Below are 15,829 nucleotides of genomic sequence, written 5' to 3'. Positions count from 1 at the left end.
CGGCACGCTAGAGACAGACCGCCCCGCCCTCCGCCGTGCCGTGTTCGACGAGCATCGCGCTCCACGCCGCCGCCGGGCTCATGTTGAGGACCACGGCCAGCCCGCCTTCGGGGAGCTGGCCGCGGTCCACGGCGGTGGCGAGGTTGAGCAGGGCGTCGTTGGGGCCGAGGTGGCCGTTGTCGCGGAGGTTGTCGGCGCAGGCGTCGGAGAGTTTGACGTCCAGCGACTCGGCGACGATCCGCAGGGCGGCGGTCGACAGGTTCTGCCCGACGTAGCAGGAGACCGCGTCCCGGTCGACGCCGTTGCGCTCCAGCAGCCGCCGGGTCAGCCCCGCGATCCGCTTCCTGGACTCCACCGCGAGCCGGAAGGCGTAGGTGGGGATGTCGGTGCACTCCTCGCGCCACCGGTCCGGTTCCCGGCCGCGGTAGTCGACCCGGAACAGGTCCCAGTACGTGCCGCTGGTCTCCAGCAGGATGTCCCGGACGCGCAGCGGCCCGTCCCTGGACACCAGGACCGCCTGACCGCTGTCGCCGTTGACGGTCACCGGGTGCCGGTAGCGGCGGGCCGCCACCGGCTTGCTGCCGTGCACGACCAGGATGTCGGCCGCGGACGGATCGGTGGCCAGCTGCCCGGCGGCGGCCAGCAGGGCGGGCACCACCGAGGCGCACCCCAGGCCGCCGACCGAGAACGCCCAGGCCCGGTCCGCGCCGACGAGCTGCTGCAGCCGGGTCGCCTCCGAGGTGGAGAACGCCTCCGGCGCCCGCGGCTCGATCATGATCAGGCCGGCCAGCCGGTCGGGGGCCAGCCCGGTGGCGGCGAGCACCTGCCGCCCGGCGCGGGCCGCCAGGTCCACCGCGGACAGGCCGGCGCCGACGGCCACCCGCTCGATGCCGAGGCCCAGGCACGCCGCCCGCTCCCGGGCGGGCAGCGCGGCCAGTTCGGGCAGGTCGGCCAGGGCCGTCCGGCCCGGCAGGTGGGTGGCGGTGGCGCGCAGGGCGATGTTCATTCCCCGATCCCCGCTTCCAGCTGTTCGATCTGCTGCTGGCTGAGCGTGACCAGCGGGAAGTCGGAGGGGACGTGCCCGCCCGCGTCCGGCCGGCCCGCGTACCCCGCCAGCCCCGTCAGCAGCGCCGCCCAGCCCTCGCACAGTTCGCGCAGCGCGCTCTCGTCGATCAGGTGGCGCGAGCACCACAGGGACAGGTGCAGTTCCGGCCCGTCCGGACCGTGCAGGACCGACCCCGTCGTCTCCAGGATGTGGCCGAAGGCCATGTCCTCGGTCGTCTCGCCACCCAGGCCGAGCAGCCGCCAGCCGTCCGCTGACGTGCCGTTGCGGCCGGGGCCGCCGCCGACCAGCCCGCCCACGTAGTTGAACCCGATGGACGCGGTGGGCAGCGCGGCCAGCGCGGGGCCGGCGGCGGGGTCGAGGTGGCGCAGGACGCCGTAGCCCAGGCCGTTGCCGGGTACGGCGCCGAGCTGTTCCTTGATCTGCTTGACGAGGCGCCCCGCGGCGGGCCCGCCGGCCCGTATGCCGCCCGTGTCGGCCGGGCCGGGGTCCAGCCGTACCGGGTACGCGCAGGTGAACCAGCCGACCGTACGGGACAGGTCCATGTCCTCGGTGAGCGGCTCGCGGCCGTGGCCCTCCACCTCGACCACCACAGGGCCCGGGCCGGTGCCGCGCGCCGCCCGCCATTCGGCCACCGCCGCGGCCAGGGTGACCAGCAGGAGGTCGCCGGTGCCGGAGTAGAAGGCCGCCGGCACGTCCGTCAGCAGCCCGGCGGTCACCGGGGGCGGCAGCGTCGCGGACACCTGTACGGCGTTCGCCGGGGTGTCGCGGTCCGGGTCGAGGGGCCGCCCGCCGAGCGGCGGCTCGCCGGGTGCGAGGATCTTCTCCCAGACCGGGAGTTCGGCCCGGCAGGAGGGGGTGCCGGCGGACGCCGCCAGGGCCCGTGCCCACTGCCCGAAAGAGGTCGGTACGGGCGGGAGTGCCGCGGGCCGTCCGTCGGCGAGTGCCGTGTACGCGGCTTCCAGGTCGCGCAGCAGCACCTTCCAGGACAGGACGTCGACCACGAGGTGGTGGACGACGAACAGCAGCCTGCCCTCCTCGGCCGTCCCCCGGTCCAGCAGGACGAGTTGGGTGGTGACGCCGGCGCGGGGGTCGAGCCGCCCGGCCGCCGCCCTGCTCTCCCGCTCGGCGAGACCGGCCAGCTCCCGGTCGCCCAGCCCCGCCGCGTCCACCCGGCGGACCTCGGCGCCCGTACCGTCCGGCGCGCCCTCCGGCAGCGTCAGCGACCAGGTGGCCGGATCGGTGCCGGCGTCACCCGTGAGCCGGGCCCTGAGCATGACGTGCCGGTCCAGTACCGCCTGGAAGGCGGCCGTCAGCGTGGTGTGGTCCAGCCCCGCGGGCACGGCAAGGGCCGCCGACTGGGTGAACCGGCCCGGCATGCCCGAGCGTTCGGCAAACTCCCGCATCACCGGGGTGAGCGGGATCCGGCGGTCCGTCCCGGCGTCGGCGGCCGGGGGCGGGGGCACGGACCGGGCACCGGCCGCCGCCGCGATCGCCGCGGCCGTCCGGTGCTCGAAGACGTCGCGCTGCGAGATCGTCACGCCGGCCCGGCGGGCGCGGGCCACCAGCTGGATCGACGTGACCGAGTCCCCGCCGACGGTGAAGAAGTCGTCGTCGGCGCCGACCGCGTCCGTGCCGATCAGCTCGGCGAACAGCCCGCGCAGGATCGCCTGCGCGTCGCGGGCTGCCGCCGGCGGTGCGTCCGGCGCGGCGGGCGTTGCCACGGCGGCGGGAGCGGGCGCCTCCTTCCCCGGGCGTGCCGCTTGCCTGCCGGGGGCGCCCAGTTCCCCGATCGTGCTGCCGGGTTCGGCCATCGCCGCCGCGACCAGGGCGGGGAACCACCGTACGAGACGCTCGGCGGTGGCGCGGTCGAACAGCGCGGTCGCGTAGCCGAGTTCGCCGGTCATCGGCCCGTCCCCGGCGTCCACGATGCCGAAGGACAGGTCGAACTTCGCGGTGCCCGGCACCACGCCGCCGACGTCGGTGTCGGCGTAGCGGGAGATCCGCACGCCGGCCAGGCCGCCTTCGTACTGCGGCACGTTCTGGTAGGTGTACGTCACGTCGTACAGCGGGTGCCGGGCCAGGTCGCGCCGGGCGCCGCTCGCCGAGACGATCCGGCTGACCGGGATCTCCTCGTGGTCCAGGACTCCCGCGACGGTGTTCGCGCACCGGCGGACCAGCGCGTCGAAGGACAGGTCGGCGGTGGTGCCGGTGCGGAACGGCGGGAGGTTGTTGAAGTAGCCGACGAGGTCCTGGACGTCGGGGTGCACCCGTCCGGACGTGGCGACGCCGATGACGATGTCGCGCCGCCCCGACCACAGGTGGACCAGCGCGTCGAGGGCGGCGAGCATGGTGACGAAGGTCGTGACGCCGTGCCGGCGGCTGTACCGGCGTACCTGTCCCGCGGTGGCGGCGTCGATGAGGAAGGGGAGCACTTCGCCCTCGTACGACTGGACTTCCGGGCGGGGGCGGTCCAGCGGCAGCTCCCCGCGGTCCAGCCCGTCGAGTTCCGCGCGCCAAAATTCCAGGCTGCGCTGCCACCGCCGGCCGGCCGGCAGGGAGCGCTGCCAGGCCGCGTAGTCCTGGTACTGGACGGGCAGTTCGGGCAGCCTGGCCTCGGTGCCGGTGCTCCGTGCCCGGTAGAACTCGGCGAGGTCGCGGGCGAACAGAGCGGTGGAGCCGCCGTCGAAGACGGTGTGGTGATAGGTCAGGACCAGGATGTGGTCGTCTTCGGCCCGCTTGATCAGGAGCACCCGCAGCAGGGTGTCGCACGTGAGGTCGAAGGGCTGGGCGACCGCGTCCCCGATGAGGGCGCGGATCCGGTGGCCGCGCTGCTCCTCGGGTATCCGGCTGACGTCCATGACGGCCATGAGCGGTTCGGGGGCGGTGAACGCCACGTACGGTGCGCTGTCGTCGTCGGTCAGGAAGACGCTGCGCAGCACCTCGTGCCGCCCTGCCATGTCGGCCAGCGCGTCCTGGAGGGCGGCCGGGTCCAGCGGGCCGGTCAGGTGCAGTTGCGCGGGGACGTTGTAGAGCGGGCTGCCCGGGTTGACCTGGTCGAGGTACCACAGGGGTTCCTGGCCGAACGAGAGCGGCAGCGGGCCGTCGCGCCCGGCCAGCGGGATCGGCCGGTCGGCGGGCGCGGTGGCGTCCGCCCCCGCCTCCCCGGCTTCTCCGGCCTGCCCCGCTTCCTCGGTGAGGGCGTGCAGCCGTCCGGCGAGGGCGCGGACCGTGGGGTGGGCGTAGAGGTCGGCGAAGGTGACCTCCACGCCGAAGTCCAGGTGGAGGCGGCGGAGCAGTCCGACGCCCACGAGCGAGGTGCCGCCGAGCATGAAGTAGTCGGAGTCGGGGCCGGTGCCGGGCTGGTCGAGCAGGTCCGCCCACACCTCGGCGACGCGCCGTTCGATCTCCGCGAGGCCGGGCGCCGCGGTGACCGGTGCACTGGGGCCGGGGGCCGGGGCGGGCCGTTCGGTACGGGGGCGGCCGAAGCGGCACCGGGTGGGTTCGAACGGGTACGTCGGTGCCTCGATGCGCGGGACGCCGGCGTCGCGGTAGCGGCGTTCCCAGTCGAGGGTGGCGCCGAGCGCGTACAGCCGGCCGAGGCCTGCCAGGACATCGCTCCTGGACCCGTCCCCCGCCAAGTCCACCACGGTTCGTCCGGGGAGCGCCGCGCCGATCTCGCGCGCGAGCACGCCGTCCGCGGCGAGTTCCGCGAACAGGGCGCCGTCGCGGGCGAGCCCGGCCACCACCGTCTCCAGCCGCGCCCGGTCGGGTGCCGCGTCCGGCTGCTGCCGGACCGCCTCGGCGACGGCGTCGGCGAGCGTGAGCTTGCCCCGTACGGCGCGGACGGCCAGGTTGCCCGCTCCGGAGCCGATCAGGGCGGCGTCCGTCAGTCCCAGCGACTCCGCCACGCGGTGCAGGGCGTACTGCCGTACCACGGTGCGGCCGGCCCGGTCCGCTGTCGCGGCGTCGAGTTCCGCGCACGCGGCGGGCACGGGGAACTGCGCGCACAGCCGCGCCCACGCCGCGTCGTCCAGGAGCGCGTCCCCGGAGAACAGCAGGACGGGTCGCGGCGCGTCGGGCGCCGGAGCCGCCGGTACGGCCGCCGTCCGCAGCCGCGCGGCCAGTTCGCCGGTCGTCCCGGCGGTCACCGCGAGCCGGTACGGATGGTCGTCGCGGCCCCGGTTCAGCACGTGCGCTACGGCCCGCAGGGGCTGGTCGGTGTGCTCGGCGAAGTCCGCCAGCCGGGTGCGGTAGCGGTCCAGGGCGCCGGCCGACCTGGCCGACACCGTGACCAGTTCCGCTTCCGGCGCTGCGGTCTCCGCCGGGGGCGCGTCGGGGGCTTGTTCCAGTACGGCGTGCACGTTGGTGCCGGTCATGCCCCAGCTGCTCAGCCCGGCGCGCCGCCGCGCGGGCGCGTCCGGCTGCCAGGGCCGCGGCTCGTCGTTCACGTACACCGGCCCGCCGAAGTCGATCAGCGGGTTGGGGGAGGTGAAGTTGACGGCCGGGTAGTGGGTGCCGTACCGGAGCGCCGCCATGACCTTGAACAGGCCGGCGATGCCGGCCGCGTTGCCGAGGTGCCCGATGTTGGCCTTGACCGAGCCGATGGCGCACTGCGGCCCGGCCACGCCCGCGCCGGCGAACGCCCGGCGCAGCGCGTCCACCTCGACGACGTCGCCGAGCGGCGTGCCCGAGCCGTGGCACTCGACGTAGCCGATCGTCTCGGCCGCGACCTCGCCGTCCCGCCAGGCCTCGGTCAGTACGTCCGCCTGGGCCGCCTGGCTCGGCGCCGCCATGCCGGCCGCGCGGTAGCCGTTGTGGTTGACGGCGACGCCCTTCAGCACGGCCAGCACGTGGTCGCCGTCGGCGACCGCCTCGGACAGCGGCTTCAGCACGACGACGCCGCCGCCCTCCCCCGCGGTCATGCCGTTGGCGTCGGCGTCGAAGGGGCGGCACCGCTCGTCGCTCGACTCCAGCCCCGGCAGCGGGACCCAGTCGGCCCGCCGGACCGGCGGGGGCAGGACGTTGACGCCGCCGACGATCGCCAGCGGCGCTTCACCGTGGCGCAGCTGCCGGACCGCGAGGCTCAGCGCGGTGAGCCCGCTGCTGCACGCGGTGTCGACCACCAGGGCGGGGCCCCGGAGATCGAAGAGGTAGCTGAGGCGGGCGGCGAGCGCGGCCGACGAGGTGCCGAGCATCTGCTCCACGTCCCGGTCGGCGTCCGCCGCCTCGCCGGGACCCGTGTCCACGGAGGCGAGCAGTACGGAGGCGGCCGAGCCGCGGAGCGCGGCAGGGGCGTACCCGGCGGACTCGATGGCCTGGTGGGTGAGCTGCAACAGCAGCCGCTGGTGCGGGTCCAGCAGTTCGGCCTCGCGCCGCGGGATGCCGAAGAGCTCGTGGTCGAAGAGGTCGACACGGTCCAGGTAGCCCATGGAGACATACCGTTCGCCGGGGTCGTCGCCGGCCGGGAGCCGCTCGGGGCCCGGCTTGCCGACGCTGTCCCGGCCCGTGCGCAGGTTGTCGTGGAAGGTCTCCAGGGCCGCCGCGTCGGGAAAGATCCCGGCGGCCCCGATGATCGCGACGTCGCCCGTCCTCATCCGTCTTCTCCGATTCCGCCGCCGTCCGGGGCCGGCCCCGGGCTACAGCTCGTAACTGTGGTCGGCGGCGGCGGTGGCGGTGGCCGGCAGGCGCCGGTCGACCGTCTCCGCCATCGCCTCGATGGTCGAGTGTTCGAAGAACAGGGCGACCGGCAGAGCGTGGCCGCAGTACCGGGCGAGTTCGCTGCGTACGGTCATCAGCTTCAGCGAGGTGCCGCCCGCGTCGAAGAACTTCTCGCGCATGCCGAACCCCGCGTGCCCCAGCACCTGGCGCCAGATCCGGTGGACGGCGGCCTCGGTCGCGGTGCGCGGGCCGCGGTCGGCCGGCGGGCGCGCGCGGCCGGGGGCGGGCAGGGCCGCCCGGTCGACCTTGCCGTTCGAGGTCAGCGGAAGCTCCGCGAGGGGCACGATCACGGACGGGACCAGGTGGGCGGGCAGGACCCGGGCCACGTGGTCGCGCAGAAGCCGCGGGTCCGGGGCGCCGGCGCCGTCGTGCCGCCCGCCCGGGACGACGTAGCCGACCAGCTGCCGGTCGCCGGCGCCGTCCTCGCGGGCGGCCACCACGGCCTGGGCGACCGCCGGGTGCGCGGCGAGCACCGCCTCGACCTCGCCCGGCTCGACCCGGAACCCGCGGACCTTGACCTGGTCGTCGGTGCGGCCCTCGAAGTACAGCCGTCCCCCGGCGGTCCAGCGGGCGCGGTCGCCCGTCCGGTACATCCGCTCACCCGGGGCGAACGGGCAGGCCACGAACCGTTCCGCGGTCGGACCCGGTTGGTTGGCGTAGCCGCGGGCCAGGCCGGGGCCCGCGATGTACAGCTCGCCCGTCACCCCCACCGGGGCCGGCCGCAGGAAGCCGTCGAGTACGAAGATCCGGACGTTGGCGACGGGGCGGCCGATCGGCGGCGCCTGGTCGCCCGGTCCGATGTCCGGCTCCACCCGCCCTGTCGTGGTGACCACGCTCGCCTCGGTGGGGCCGTAGGTGTTCCACAGCCGCGTCCGCCCGGCCCACCGGCTCGCCAGGTCCGCGGTCAGCAGCTCGCCGCCCAGGACCAGGTTGCGTACGCCGGGCAGGGCCGCCGGGCCCAGCGCGCTCAGCAGCGACGGGACCAGGGACACCGCGCTCACGCCGCGGGCTCGGACCATCTCCTCCAGCACCTTCGGATCGGCGCGTTCCTCGGTCGTGGCGATCGCCAGGGTGCCGCCGGCGGCCAGCGCGACCGCCACGTCCAGCACCGACGCGTCGAATCCGAACGACGCGAACTGCAGGCCCACCACACCCCCGCCCGCGCCCAGCACCGGCCGCAGCGCCTCGGCCAGGTTCACCACGCCCAGGTGCGGTACCGCCACGCCCTTGGGCCTGCCGGTCGAGCCGGACGTGTAGATCACGTACGCCAACTGGCCCGGCACCGGGCGCCGTCGCGGCGGTGCGGCGGACTCGGCGGCCACGGCCTCCGCCACCTCGTCCAGCGCCACCACGAGCGCCGGGTCCCGCGGCAGCCCGGCCGACGCCTCCGACGTGCTCAGGACGATGGCCGCGCCGCTGTCGGCAACCATGAAGGCGAGCCGGTCCGCGGGGTACTCGGGGTCCAGCGGCACGAACGCGCCGCCGGCCTTCCACACGGCCAGTATCCCCGCGACCATGTCCGTCCCGCGCGGCAGGCACAGCCCCACCCGGCTCTCCGGGCCCACCCCGAGCCCGGCCAGGTACCGCGCCAACCGGTTGGTGCGGGCGTCCAGTTCGGCGTACGACACGGCTTCGGGGCCGCAGCGCAGCGCCACGGCGTCCGGCGCCTGTGCCGCCCGTGCCCGGAACAGGTCCGCCAACGTGCCCTCGGGCAGCGGCCGCGTGGCGCCGTTCCACTCGTGCAGCAGCAGGGACCGCTCGGACTCTGCCAGTACGTCGATGTCGCCGAGCCGTACCTCCGGGTCGTCCGCGACCTGTTCCAGCACGCGCACCAGGCGGTCGGCCACGGCTCGTGCCGTGTCCTCGTCGAACAGGTCAGTGGCGTACTCCAGGTGGCAGGCGAGGCCCGCCGGGGCGCCGTCGGGATCGTGCAGCTCCCGTATCAGGAAGGACAGGTCGAACCGCGTCGAGGAGATGCCGAGCGGCTCGTACCCGGTGGTCAGCCCGGGGAAGGAGAACGCGGTATCGGGTGTGTTCTGGAAGGCGAACCCGACTTGGAACACCGACTGCCGGGACAGCGAGCGGTCGGGGTTGAGCACTTCCACCAGGCGGTCGAACGGCAGGTCCTGGTGGGCGTAGGCGGCCAGGTCGGCTTCGCGGACCCGCCGGAGCAGCCCGGCGAACGTGGGGTTGCCGCTCACGTCCGTACGGAGCACCAGCGTGTTCAGGAAGCAGCCCGCCAGGTCGTCGAGGGCCTCGTCGACGCGGCCCGCGACCGGCGCGCCGAACGGGATGTCGTCGCCCGCGCCCAGCCGGGAGCAGAGCACCGCGGCCGCCGCCTGCGTCAGCATCGACATGGTCGCGCCGCACTCCCGGGCGGTTTCCAGCAGCCGCCGGTGCGTCCCAGGCCGGGTACGTGTCGCCAGCATCCGGCCCCGGTGGCTCGCGACCGCCGGGCGCGGGCGGTCGGCGGGCAGAGCCAGTTCGCCCGGCAGGCCCGCGAGGGCCCGCCGCCAGTAGGCCAGTTGGCTGCCGAACAGGCTCTCCGGGTCCTCCTCGTCCGCCAGCAGGTCCCGCTGCCAGAGGGTGAAGTCCGCGTACTGGGCGGGCAGGGGCGCCCAGTCGGGTGCGCGCCCCCCGGCGCGTGCGGTGTACGCGGCCGCCAGGTCCTTGGCCAGGACACCGAGCGTCCAGCCGTCGGCGGTGATGTGGTGCAGTACCACGAGCAGCACGTGTTCGCCGGGCCGGGTCGCGAACAGGGTGGCGCGCCAGGGCGGCGCCGCCTCCAGGTCGAAGCCCCGGCCCGCCTCGGCGGTGAGCGCCGCGGCGAGTCCGTCCTCGCGCACCCGCACCGTCGGCATCCGTACGGTGGTCCTTGCCAGCACCCGCTGGTAGGGGACGCCGTCCGACTCCCCGTACACCGTTCGCAGCGTCTCGTGCCGCCCGACCGTGTCGCCCCAGGCGGCCGCCAGCGCCGCCGTGTCCAGGTCGCCGCTCAGCCGCAGGCAGAGCTGGATGTTGTTGACGCTGTCCGGGCCCTCCAGCCGGTCGAGGAACCACATTCGCTGCTGCACGGACGACATCGGCAGCGGCGCCGGCCGCTCGGCCGCCGGGACGACCGGCGGGCGGGCCGCGCCGAGCCGGTCCAGCCGCCGGGCCAGCAGTGCCGGGGTCGGGCACTCGAACAGCATCCGGTTGGACACCTCGACGCCCAGCACCGACCGGATACGGCTCGCCAGCCGGGTCGCGAGCAGGGAATCGCCGCCGAGCCGGACGAAGCTGTCGTCGGCACGGACCCCGGGCGCCTCCAGCACCTGGGCGAACAGCGAGCAGAGGAGCTCCTCCTGCGGCGTGAGTTCCTGGTCGCCGGGGGCCGCGGGCGCCGGTCCCGTGGCGGGTAGCGCGGCCCGGTCGACCTTGCCGTTCGGCGTCAGCGGGAGCCGTTCCATGACGACGGTCGCCGCGGGCCGCAGGTACTCCGGCAGGTGTTCCGCGGCGAACCGCCGGGCGGCCTCGGCCACCGGCGCCCCCGGGAGCGCGGGCACGACGTACGCGACGAGCCGCTTGTGGCCCGGCGTGTCCTCCTGTACGAGCACCGTCGCCTGCGCGAGGTCAGGGCAGCGCGCCAGGACGGCGGCGGTCTCGTCCGGTTCGACGCGGTAGCCGCGGATCTTGACCTGGTCGTCGGTGCGGCCGAGGAATTCCGGGAGCCCGTCGTCGTTCCAGCGGACGAGGTCGCCGGTGCGGTACATGCGCCCGCCGTAAGGGCAGGCGACGAACCGTTCGGCGGTGAGCGCGGGCCTGTTCAGGTAACCGTGCGCGACACCGGGGCCGGAGATGTAGAGCTCGCCGGGTACGCCGGTGGGCACCGGCCGCAGCAGCTCGTCCAGGACGTACAGGGCGGCACCGGCGCGCGGGGCGCCCAGCGGCAGCGGGTCCGGTGGGGCCGCGCCCGCGGGCAGGACGTGGACGGTCGCGCACATGGTGGTCTCGGTGGGCCCGTACAGATGGCGGATCTCCACGTCCGGGCAGGCGCGGGCGACGTGCGCCACCGCTTCGGCGGGCACCACGTCACCGCCGGTCAGTACGTGCCGCAGGCCCGCGAAACAGTCCGGGGTCTCCTGCGCCAGCACGCGGAACAGGCCGGCCGTCAGGTGCACGGAGGTCAGGCCCGCCTCGGCGACCAGAGACGTCACCAGGTCGGAGTCGGGGACGCCCTCGGGGGCCACGACGACGCAGCCGCCGTTCAGCAGCGGCACCCAGAGTTCCAGCAGGGAGGCGTCGAAGGTATGCGGTGACTGCAAGAGCATCCGGCCGGTGGCGCAGCCGCCCCAGCAGGGGTCCGCCGCCAGCGCGGCGACGCCGCCGTGGGTCACCGTCACCCCCTTCGGCACCCCGGTGGAACCCGAGGTGTACATCACGCAGAACACCGAGTCCGGCGCCGGCCGGACCGGCACGGGCTCCGCTTCCGGGGCCGCGCCGGACAGGGCGTCCCGCACGACGGCCGCGGTCACCTCGAAGACCGGGGCGGCGTTCCCGGTCAGCAGCTTGGTCCGCTCCGCCGGGCCGCCCGGGTCGACCGGCACGTACGCCGCCCCGGCCTTGACGACCCCCAGCAGCACCGCCGGAAGTTCGAGGGACCGGGCAAGCGTCACCGCCACCCGGTCCCCCTCCCCCACCCCCCGGGACCGCAGGAAGCGGGCGACGGCGTCCGCCCGGCCGCCCAGCTCTCCGTACGTCAGGCCGGTGTCCCCGCACACGACCGCCGTCCGGTCCCGGAAGTTCTCCACCACCCGCGCGAACGCGCCGGTCACCGTCTCTCGCGCCGCGCCGCGCGGGCCCAGGTTCACCCCGGACGTCAGCCGGTCCCGTTCGCCGTCCAGCAGGGGGTCGATGTCCCCCACCCGCGGGGCGGCGTCGGCCGCGAGCTGGTCCAGTACCCGCGCCAGGCGGCCCGCCAGCGCCTCGGCCGCGGTCCTGCCGAACAGGTCGGTGCGGTAGGTCAGCCGGAAGTCGCCGGGCTCCGCGTTGAGGACCAGGGGGTAGTGGGCCGCGGCCCGGCCGGTGGACTGATTGACCCTGGTCCCGTTGCCGAGGTCGGCGGCGGACGTGCCCAGCGGGTAGTTCTGGTAGACCATCAGCGTGTCGAACAGGGCCGGTTCTCCGGTGAGCCGGTGCAGTTCCGGCAGGCCCAGGTGTTCGTGGGCGAGGAGCGCGGCCTGCTCGTCGAACAGCCGCCGGAGGAAGCCCGCCACCGGCTCCCGCTCGTCCCAGCGGGCCCGTACGGGAAGGGTGTTGATGAACATTCCGACCATGTTCTCGATGCCTGGGACGTCCGGTGGCCGGCCGGACGTCGTCGCGCCGAACACCACGTCGTCGCGGCCGGTCAGCCGGCCGAGCAGGATGCCCCACGCGCCGCGCACCAGGGTGCTCACGGTCACGCCGAGGGCGCGCGCCCGCCGCTCCAGCCCGGCGGCCGACGACTCGGCGAGGGTGACCGGGACCCCGGCGGGATCCGTGGGCGTGCGGGCCGGCTCACCCGGCGCGATCAAGGTGGGCCGCGCCCCCGCGAGCGCCTGCCGCCAGGCCGCGACGGCGGCGTCCCGGTCCCGGTCGCCCAGCCAGGAAACATAGGTGGAATACGGCGTCACGGGCGGCAGGGAAACGTCGTCGCCCGCGTGTTTGTACAACGTCACCCATTCGTCCAGGAGAATGGCGACCGACCAGCCGTCGCAGAGAATATGGTGCAGCGCCAGCACGACCCGGTGCCGGTCCGCCGCCAGCCGGATCACCAGGATTCGCGCCAGCGGCGCCGCGCCGAGATCGAAGCGGCGCAGCCATTCCCGGTCCAGCAGCCGCTGCAATTCGGCTTCGTCCGCTCCGGTGAGGTCGATTTCCGTCCACGGGATTTCCACCTCGCGCAGCACGAACTGCACGGTCTCCCCGGATTCCAGCGTACGGAAGCCCGCCCGCAAGGGTGCGTGCCTGCGCGTCACCTGCTGGAAAGCGGACCGCAGCAAAGAGAGGTCGACCGGTCCCTCGAAATCCAGAACCGTCTGGCTGCGGTAGACGTCGGTTGCCTGCGGATCGTAACCCGCGTGATAGAACATACCCATTTGCATGGCCGTCAGCGGCCAGACATCGGTTAATCCGGGCTTTCGCATGTACGCGGCCCCCGCTCCGCTCAATGCTCGAACAGCATCACGGCACGGCCATGTTATCCGGCACCGCGCCGCGAGCGGGGTCGTCCAACTGTGCAATTGCCGTTCGCCGCGCCCGGCTCGCTCAGCGCGCTCTGGTGGGGGCCACGGTCACGCCGTAAAGCCGGATCTTCCGGTAGATGGTGGCCCGGGAGATGCCGAGTTGCCTGGCCGCCGCGTCACGGTTGCCCTCGGCGTCGTGCAGCGCCCGTACGATCGCGTCGCGTTCGACGGCTTCCCAGGGCGTGAGCGTACGGCGGCAGGAACTGTGGCACTCCGGCGCGAGGTCGTGCGGCCGCAGGTCGGCTTGCCGGCGGCCGCGCGCCGCCTGCTGGAGCACGCGGCTCAAATGCCGTACGTTCTCCGGCCAGTCGAAGCGGGTGAGCACCTGCATCGCGGCCGGCGAGCAGGACACGGTGCCGCCGCGCCCGTGCCGGGCCAGCAGCGCGGGAACGAGGTCGCGGATGTCGTCGGGACGGTAACGCAGCGGCGCCACCGACACCGTGCACGGAAAGACGGAGCTGTCCAGGGCCGGGAGGGCTGCGCCCGCCGAGGCGGTCAGCGGCGGCGGGCCCTGGCCGGTGACCGTGTACAGGCCGGCCACCCACGGGCCGGTGCCGCGGTCGCGGCGCGCGCCGGCGAGCAGCGTCTCCAGCCGGGCCATCAGCTCGGGGCCCGCCAGTTCGAGGTGCTGGAGGACCACCGTGCCGTCCTCGTCCCGGAGCACCTCCTCCACGCGGGCCAGTACGTGCGGAACCCGACGGCCTGCGGACAGGTCGAGGATCCACAGCCGGGCCTCGGGCCGTACCCACTGGTGGGCGGCGCGGACGAGCGCCAGTTTGCCCACGCCCGCCTCGCCCACCACGCGCGTCGGCAGCCGTTGCCGGCAGGCGGCCGCGACGTCCCGGCTCGCGGCACGCCAGGACGGGGAGCCGCCGGCGAGCCCCGGCAGGAGCGCGGGCAGCGGCGGCGGGGACGAGCGCGACGCGGTCCGCGGTTCCGGCACCCGGCCGGCCGGGCCCGCGGCGGCCCGGTCCTCCCGCGTCGCCAGGGCGACGAGGCAGGCGATCGGCCGGTCGGCGGGGCCGACCAGCGTGCAGCGTGCCCGTACGTCAGGGCCGCCGGCCAGGCGCAGCGTGGTGTCGAGGTGCTGCCGGCGGCTGCCGGGCGGTGCGGCCAGCAGGTCGGCGGCGAGCGCCCCCAACTGGCGCAGGTCCAGGGGTTCCAGGAGGCGGAGCGCGTCGGCGTTGGCCGTTCGCAGCGTGGGGGTCACCATGAGCACCGGGCCGCGGGAGCGCCGGCCGGCGGTGAGGAAGGCGTCGAGGGCCGCGCGTTCGTTGCCGGAGTAGCGGTCGAGCAGCCGTTCCTCGATGTCGGCGGCCGCCTGCCGTACCAGCGCGGCCATCAGCGGTGAGGCGTCCTGGCGCAGGCACGTCAGGTTGACCACGCCTTCCTGCCGGCCGGTGAACGGGTTGCGGACGGGGACGCCGGCGCACGCGGCGCGCTGCAGCGGTTCGGCGAAGTGCTCGGGGCCGAAGACGGTGCTCAGGCGCCGCTCGGCCAGCGCGGTGCCGATCCCGTTCGTGCCGACGGCGTCCTCGGCGTAGCTGAAGCCGGGCGCCAGGTGCACCCGGTCCATCAGACGGGTGACCGCCGGGTCCCCTCCCCGGCGCGCGAGGACGCGGGCCTCGGCGTCGGCGAGGACCACTCCGGCCGTGCAGTCGGCGAGGTTGCGCTCGAAGCGGTCGAGCACCGGCGCCGCCGCGGCCAGGAAGCGGCTGTCCCAGTCGATGTGCTTCTCCACGAGCGGGACGTGCAGCCGGTCGGCGTCGACCGCGTGCAGCCGGCAGCGCTTCCAGGAGGAGAGGATCGAGTCCCTGGCCCGCGGGCGCGGGACGCCGGGAGCGAAGGCGCCTGCCGTACCGTGCCCCTCCGGCCCGCGCGCCGCCGGTTCCTGGGCGCCGCCGAGCATGCGCTCCCGCGCTCGCATGACGGCCCGTTCTGGGGTCTCCCGGAAATCCATGGTGCAGACATGCCCCGGGCGCGGAACCGCGATCCCCGTGGCCGGGCTTAATCGTTCCTCCGGCGCCGCCCTCCGTGTAGGGGCGTCGAAAGTCCGCCCAGCGCAGGGCAGTTACCGCCGTACCGTCTCAGAGTGAGACATCACGCCCGACGGGGAACATGCTGTAATTCTGAGCGCGGCACGCCGACAGAACAGACATTCACCCCACTCCACGCAAGGACCGCCCATGCCGACCAGGCCGCAGGAGCCGACCGTGACGCTGTGCTGGAACGGACGCCGGATCTCCCTCGACCCGAGCCGGCCGCTGGACCAGTACGCGCTCAAGCTCACCGAGACGAACCGGTCCGCGCTGGCCGACCTCTTCGCCGCGCTGGACATACTGGAGAACCTGATCGGCCAGATCCGCGACAACGCGCACGACACCGTGTCCGGCGCCAACACCTGTCTCGCACAGTCCCTGCACCACGTGCAGACCAGCCTGGCGACCGTGGAGGCGCTGAACGACCTGACCCGCCATCTGCTGCCCCGGCTCGTGCCGCCGCCCGAGAGCGGCCGGGGCTGAGAGCCTGTGCCGGCACCCCGGCCGTCCCGCGAGACGAGCGGCCGGGTCAGTCCCGGCCGGAGCGGAGTTCGCTCCAGTCCAGCAGTTCGTTCGCCTCGCGCTCGGTCTCCTTGGCCAGCTGGCGGACCTGAGTCAGCACGTCGCCGTGCTCCTCGATGAGACTGTCGTAGATCGGGGGGCCTGCGGGCAGACGTGCAGCGGTCATCTCGGGTCAATCCTTGAACGGTTCAGCCGCAGCGCCCCCGCCCGTGGCGGGAGCG

At 74.8% G+C, this 15,829-nt stretch carries 6 protein-coding genes; 1 reads left to right on the top strand and 5 read right to left on the bottom strand.

What is annotated here, in order from left to right:
- Positions 1 to 7: 7 nt before the first annotated feature.
- From ACH4K4_RS24430 to ACH4K4_RS24415, 4 genes are all read right to left on the bottom strand, one after another.
- On the bottom strand, positions 8 to 1,006 hold the full coding sequence (locus ACH4K4_RS24430) for a 3-oxoacyl-[acyl-carrier-protein] synthase III C-terminal domain-containing protein (RefSeq protein ID WP_398170045.1): 999 nt from the start codon (positions 1,004 to 1,006) through the stop codon (positions 8 to 10).
- Positions 1,003 to 6,660, bottom strand: a complete 5,658-nt coding sequence (locus ACH4K4_RS24425) for a condensation domain-containing protein (RefSeq protein ID WP_398170043.1) — start codon at positions 6,658 to 6,660, stop codon at positions 1,003 to 1,005. Before ACH4K4_RS24425 ends, ACH4K4_RS24430 begins: the two co-directional genes overlap by 4 nt.
- Before the next feature lie 42 nt (positions 6,661 to 6,702).
- Positions 6,703 to 12,948, bottom strand: a complete 6,246-nt coding sequence (locus ACH4K4_RS24420) for an amino acid adenylation domain-containing protein (RefSeq protein WP_398170042.1) — start codon at positions 12,946 to 12,948, stop codon at positions 6,703 to 6,705.
- 121 nt (positions 12,949 to 13,069) lie between these two features.
- The gene (locus ACH4K4_RS24415) at positions 13,070 to 14,974 is read right to left on the bottom strand and encodes a sigma-54-dependent Fis family transcriptional regulator (RefSeq protein WP_398170040.1); all 1,905 of its coding nucleotides are present in this window, start codon (positions 14,972 to 14,974) and stop codon (positions 13,070 to 13,072) included.
- 259 nt (positions 14,975 to 15,233) lie between these two features.
- On the opposite strand from ACH4K4_RS24415, the gene ACH4K4_RS24410 reads away from it, so the two are divergent.
- On the top strand, positions 15,234 to 15,569 hold the full coding sequence (locus ACH4K4_RS24410) for a hypothetical protein (protein WP_398170038.1): 336 nt from the start codon (positions 15,234 to 15,236) through the stop codon (positions 15,567 to 15,569).
- 46 nt (positions 15,570 to 15,615) lie between these two features.
- On the opposite strand, the gene ACH4K4_RS24405 is transcribed toward ACH4K4_RS24410, so the two are convergent.
- On the bottom strand, positions 15,616 to 15,774 hold the full coding sequence (locus ACH4K4_RS24405; RefSeq protein WP_360132894.1) for a hypothetical protein: 159 nt from the start codon (positions 15,772 to 15,774) through the stop codon (positions 15,616 to 15,618).
- Positions 15,775 to 15,829 lie beyond the last annotated feature (55 nt).

The sequence above is a fragment of the Streptomyces sp. NPDC017529 genome, from assembly GCF_044329785.1.
GTDB lineage: Bacteria > Actinomycetota > Actinomycetes > Streptomycetales > Streptomycetaceae > Streptomyces.
This window is presented reverse-complemented; position numbering and strand designations above follow the sequence as displayed.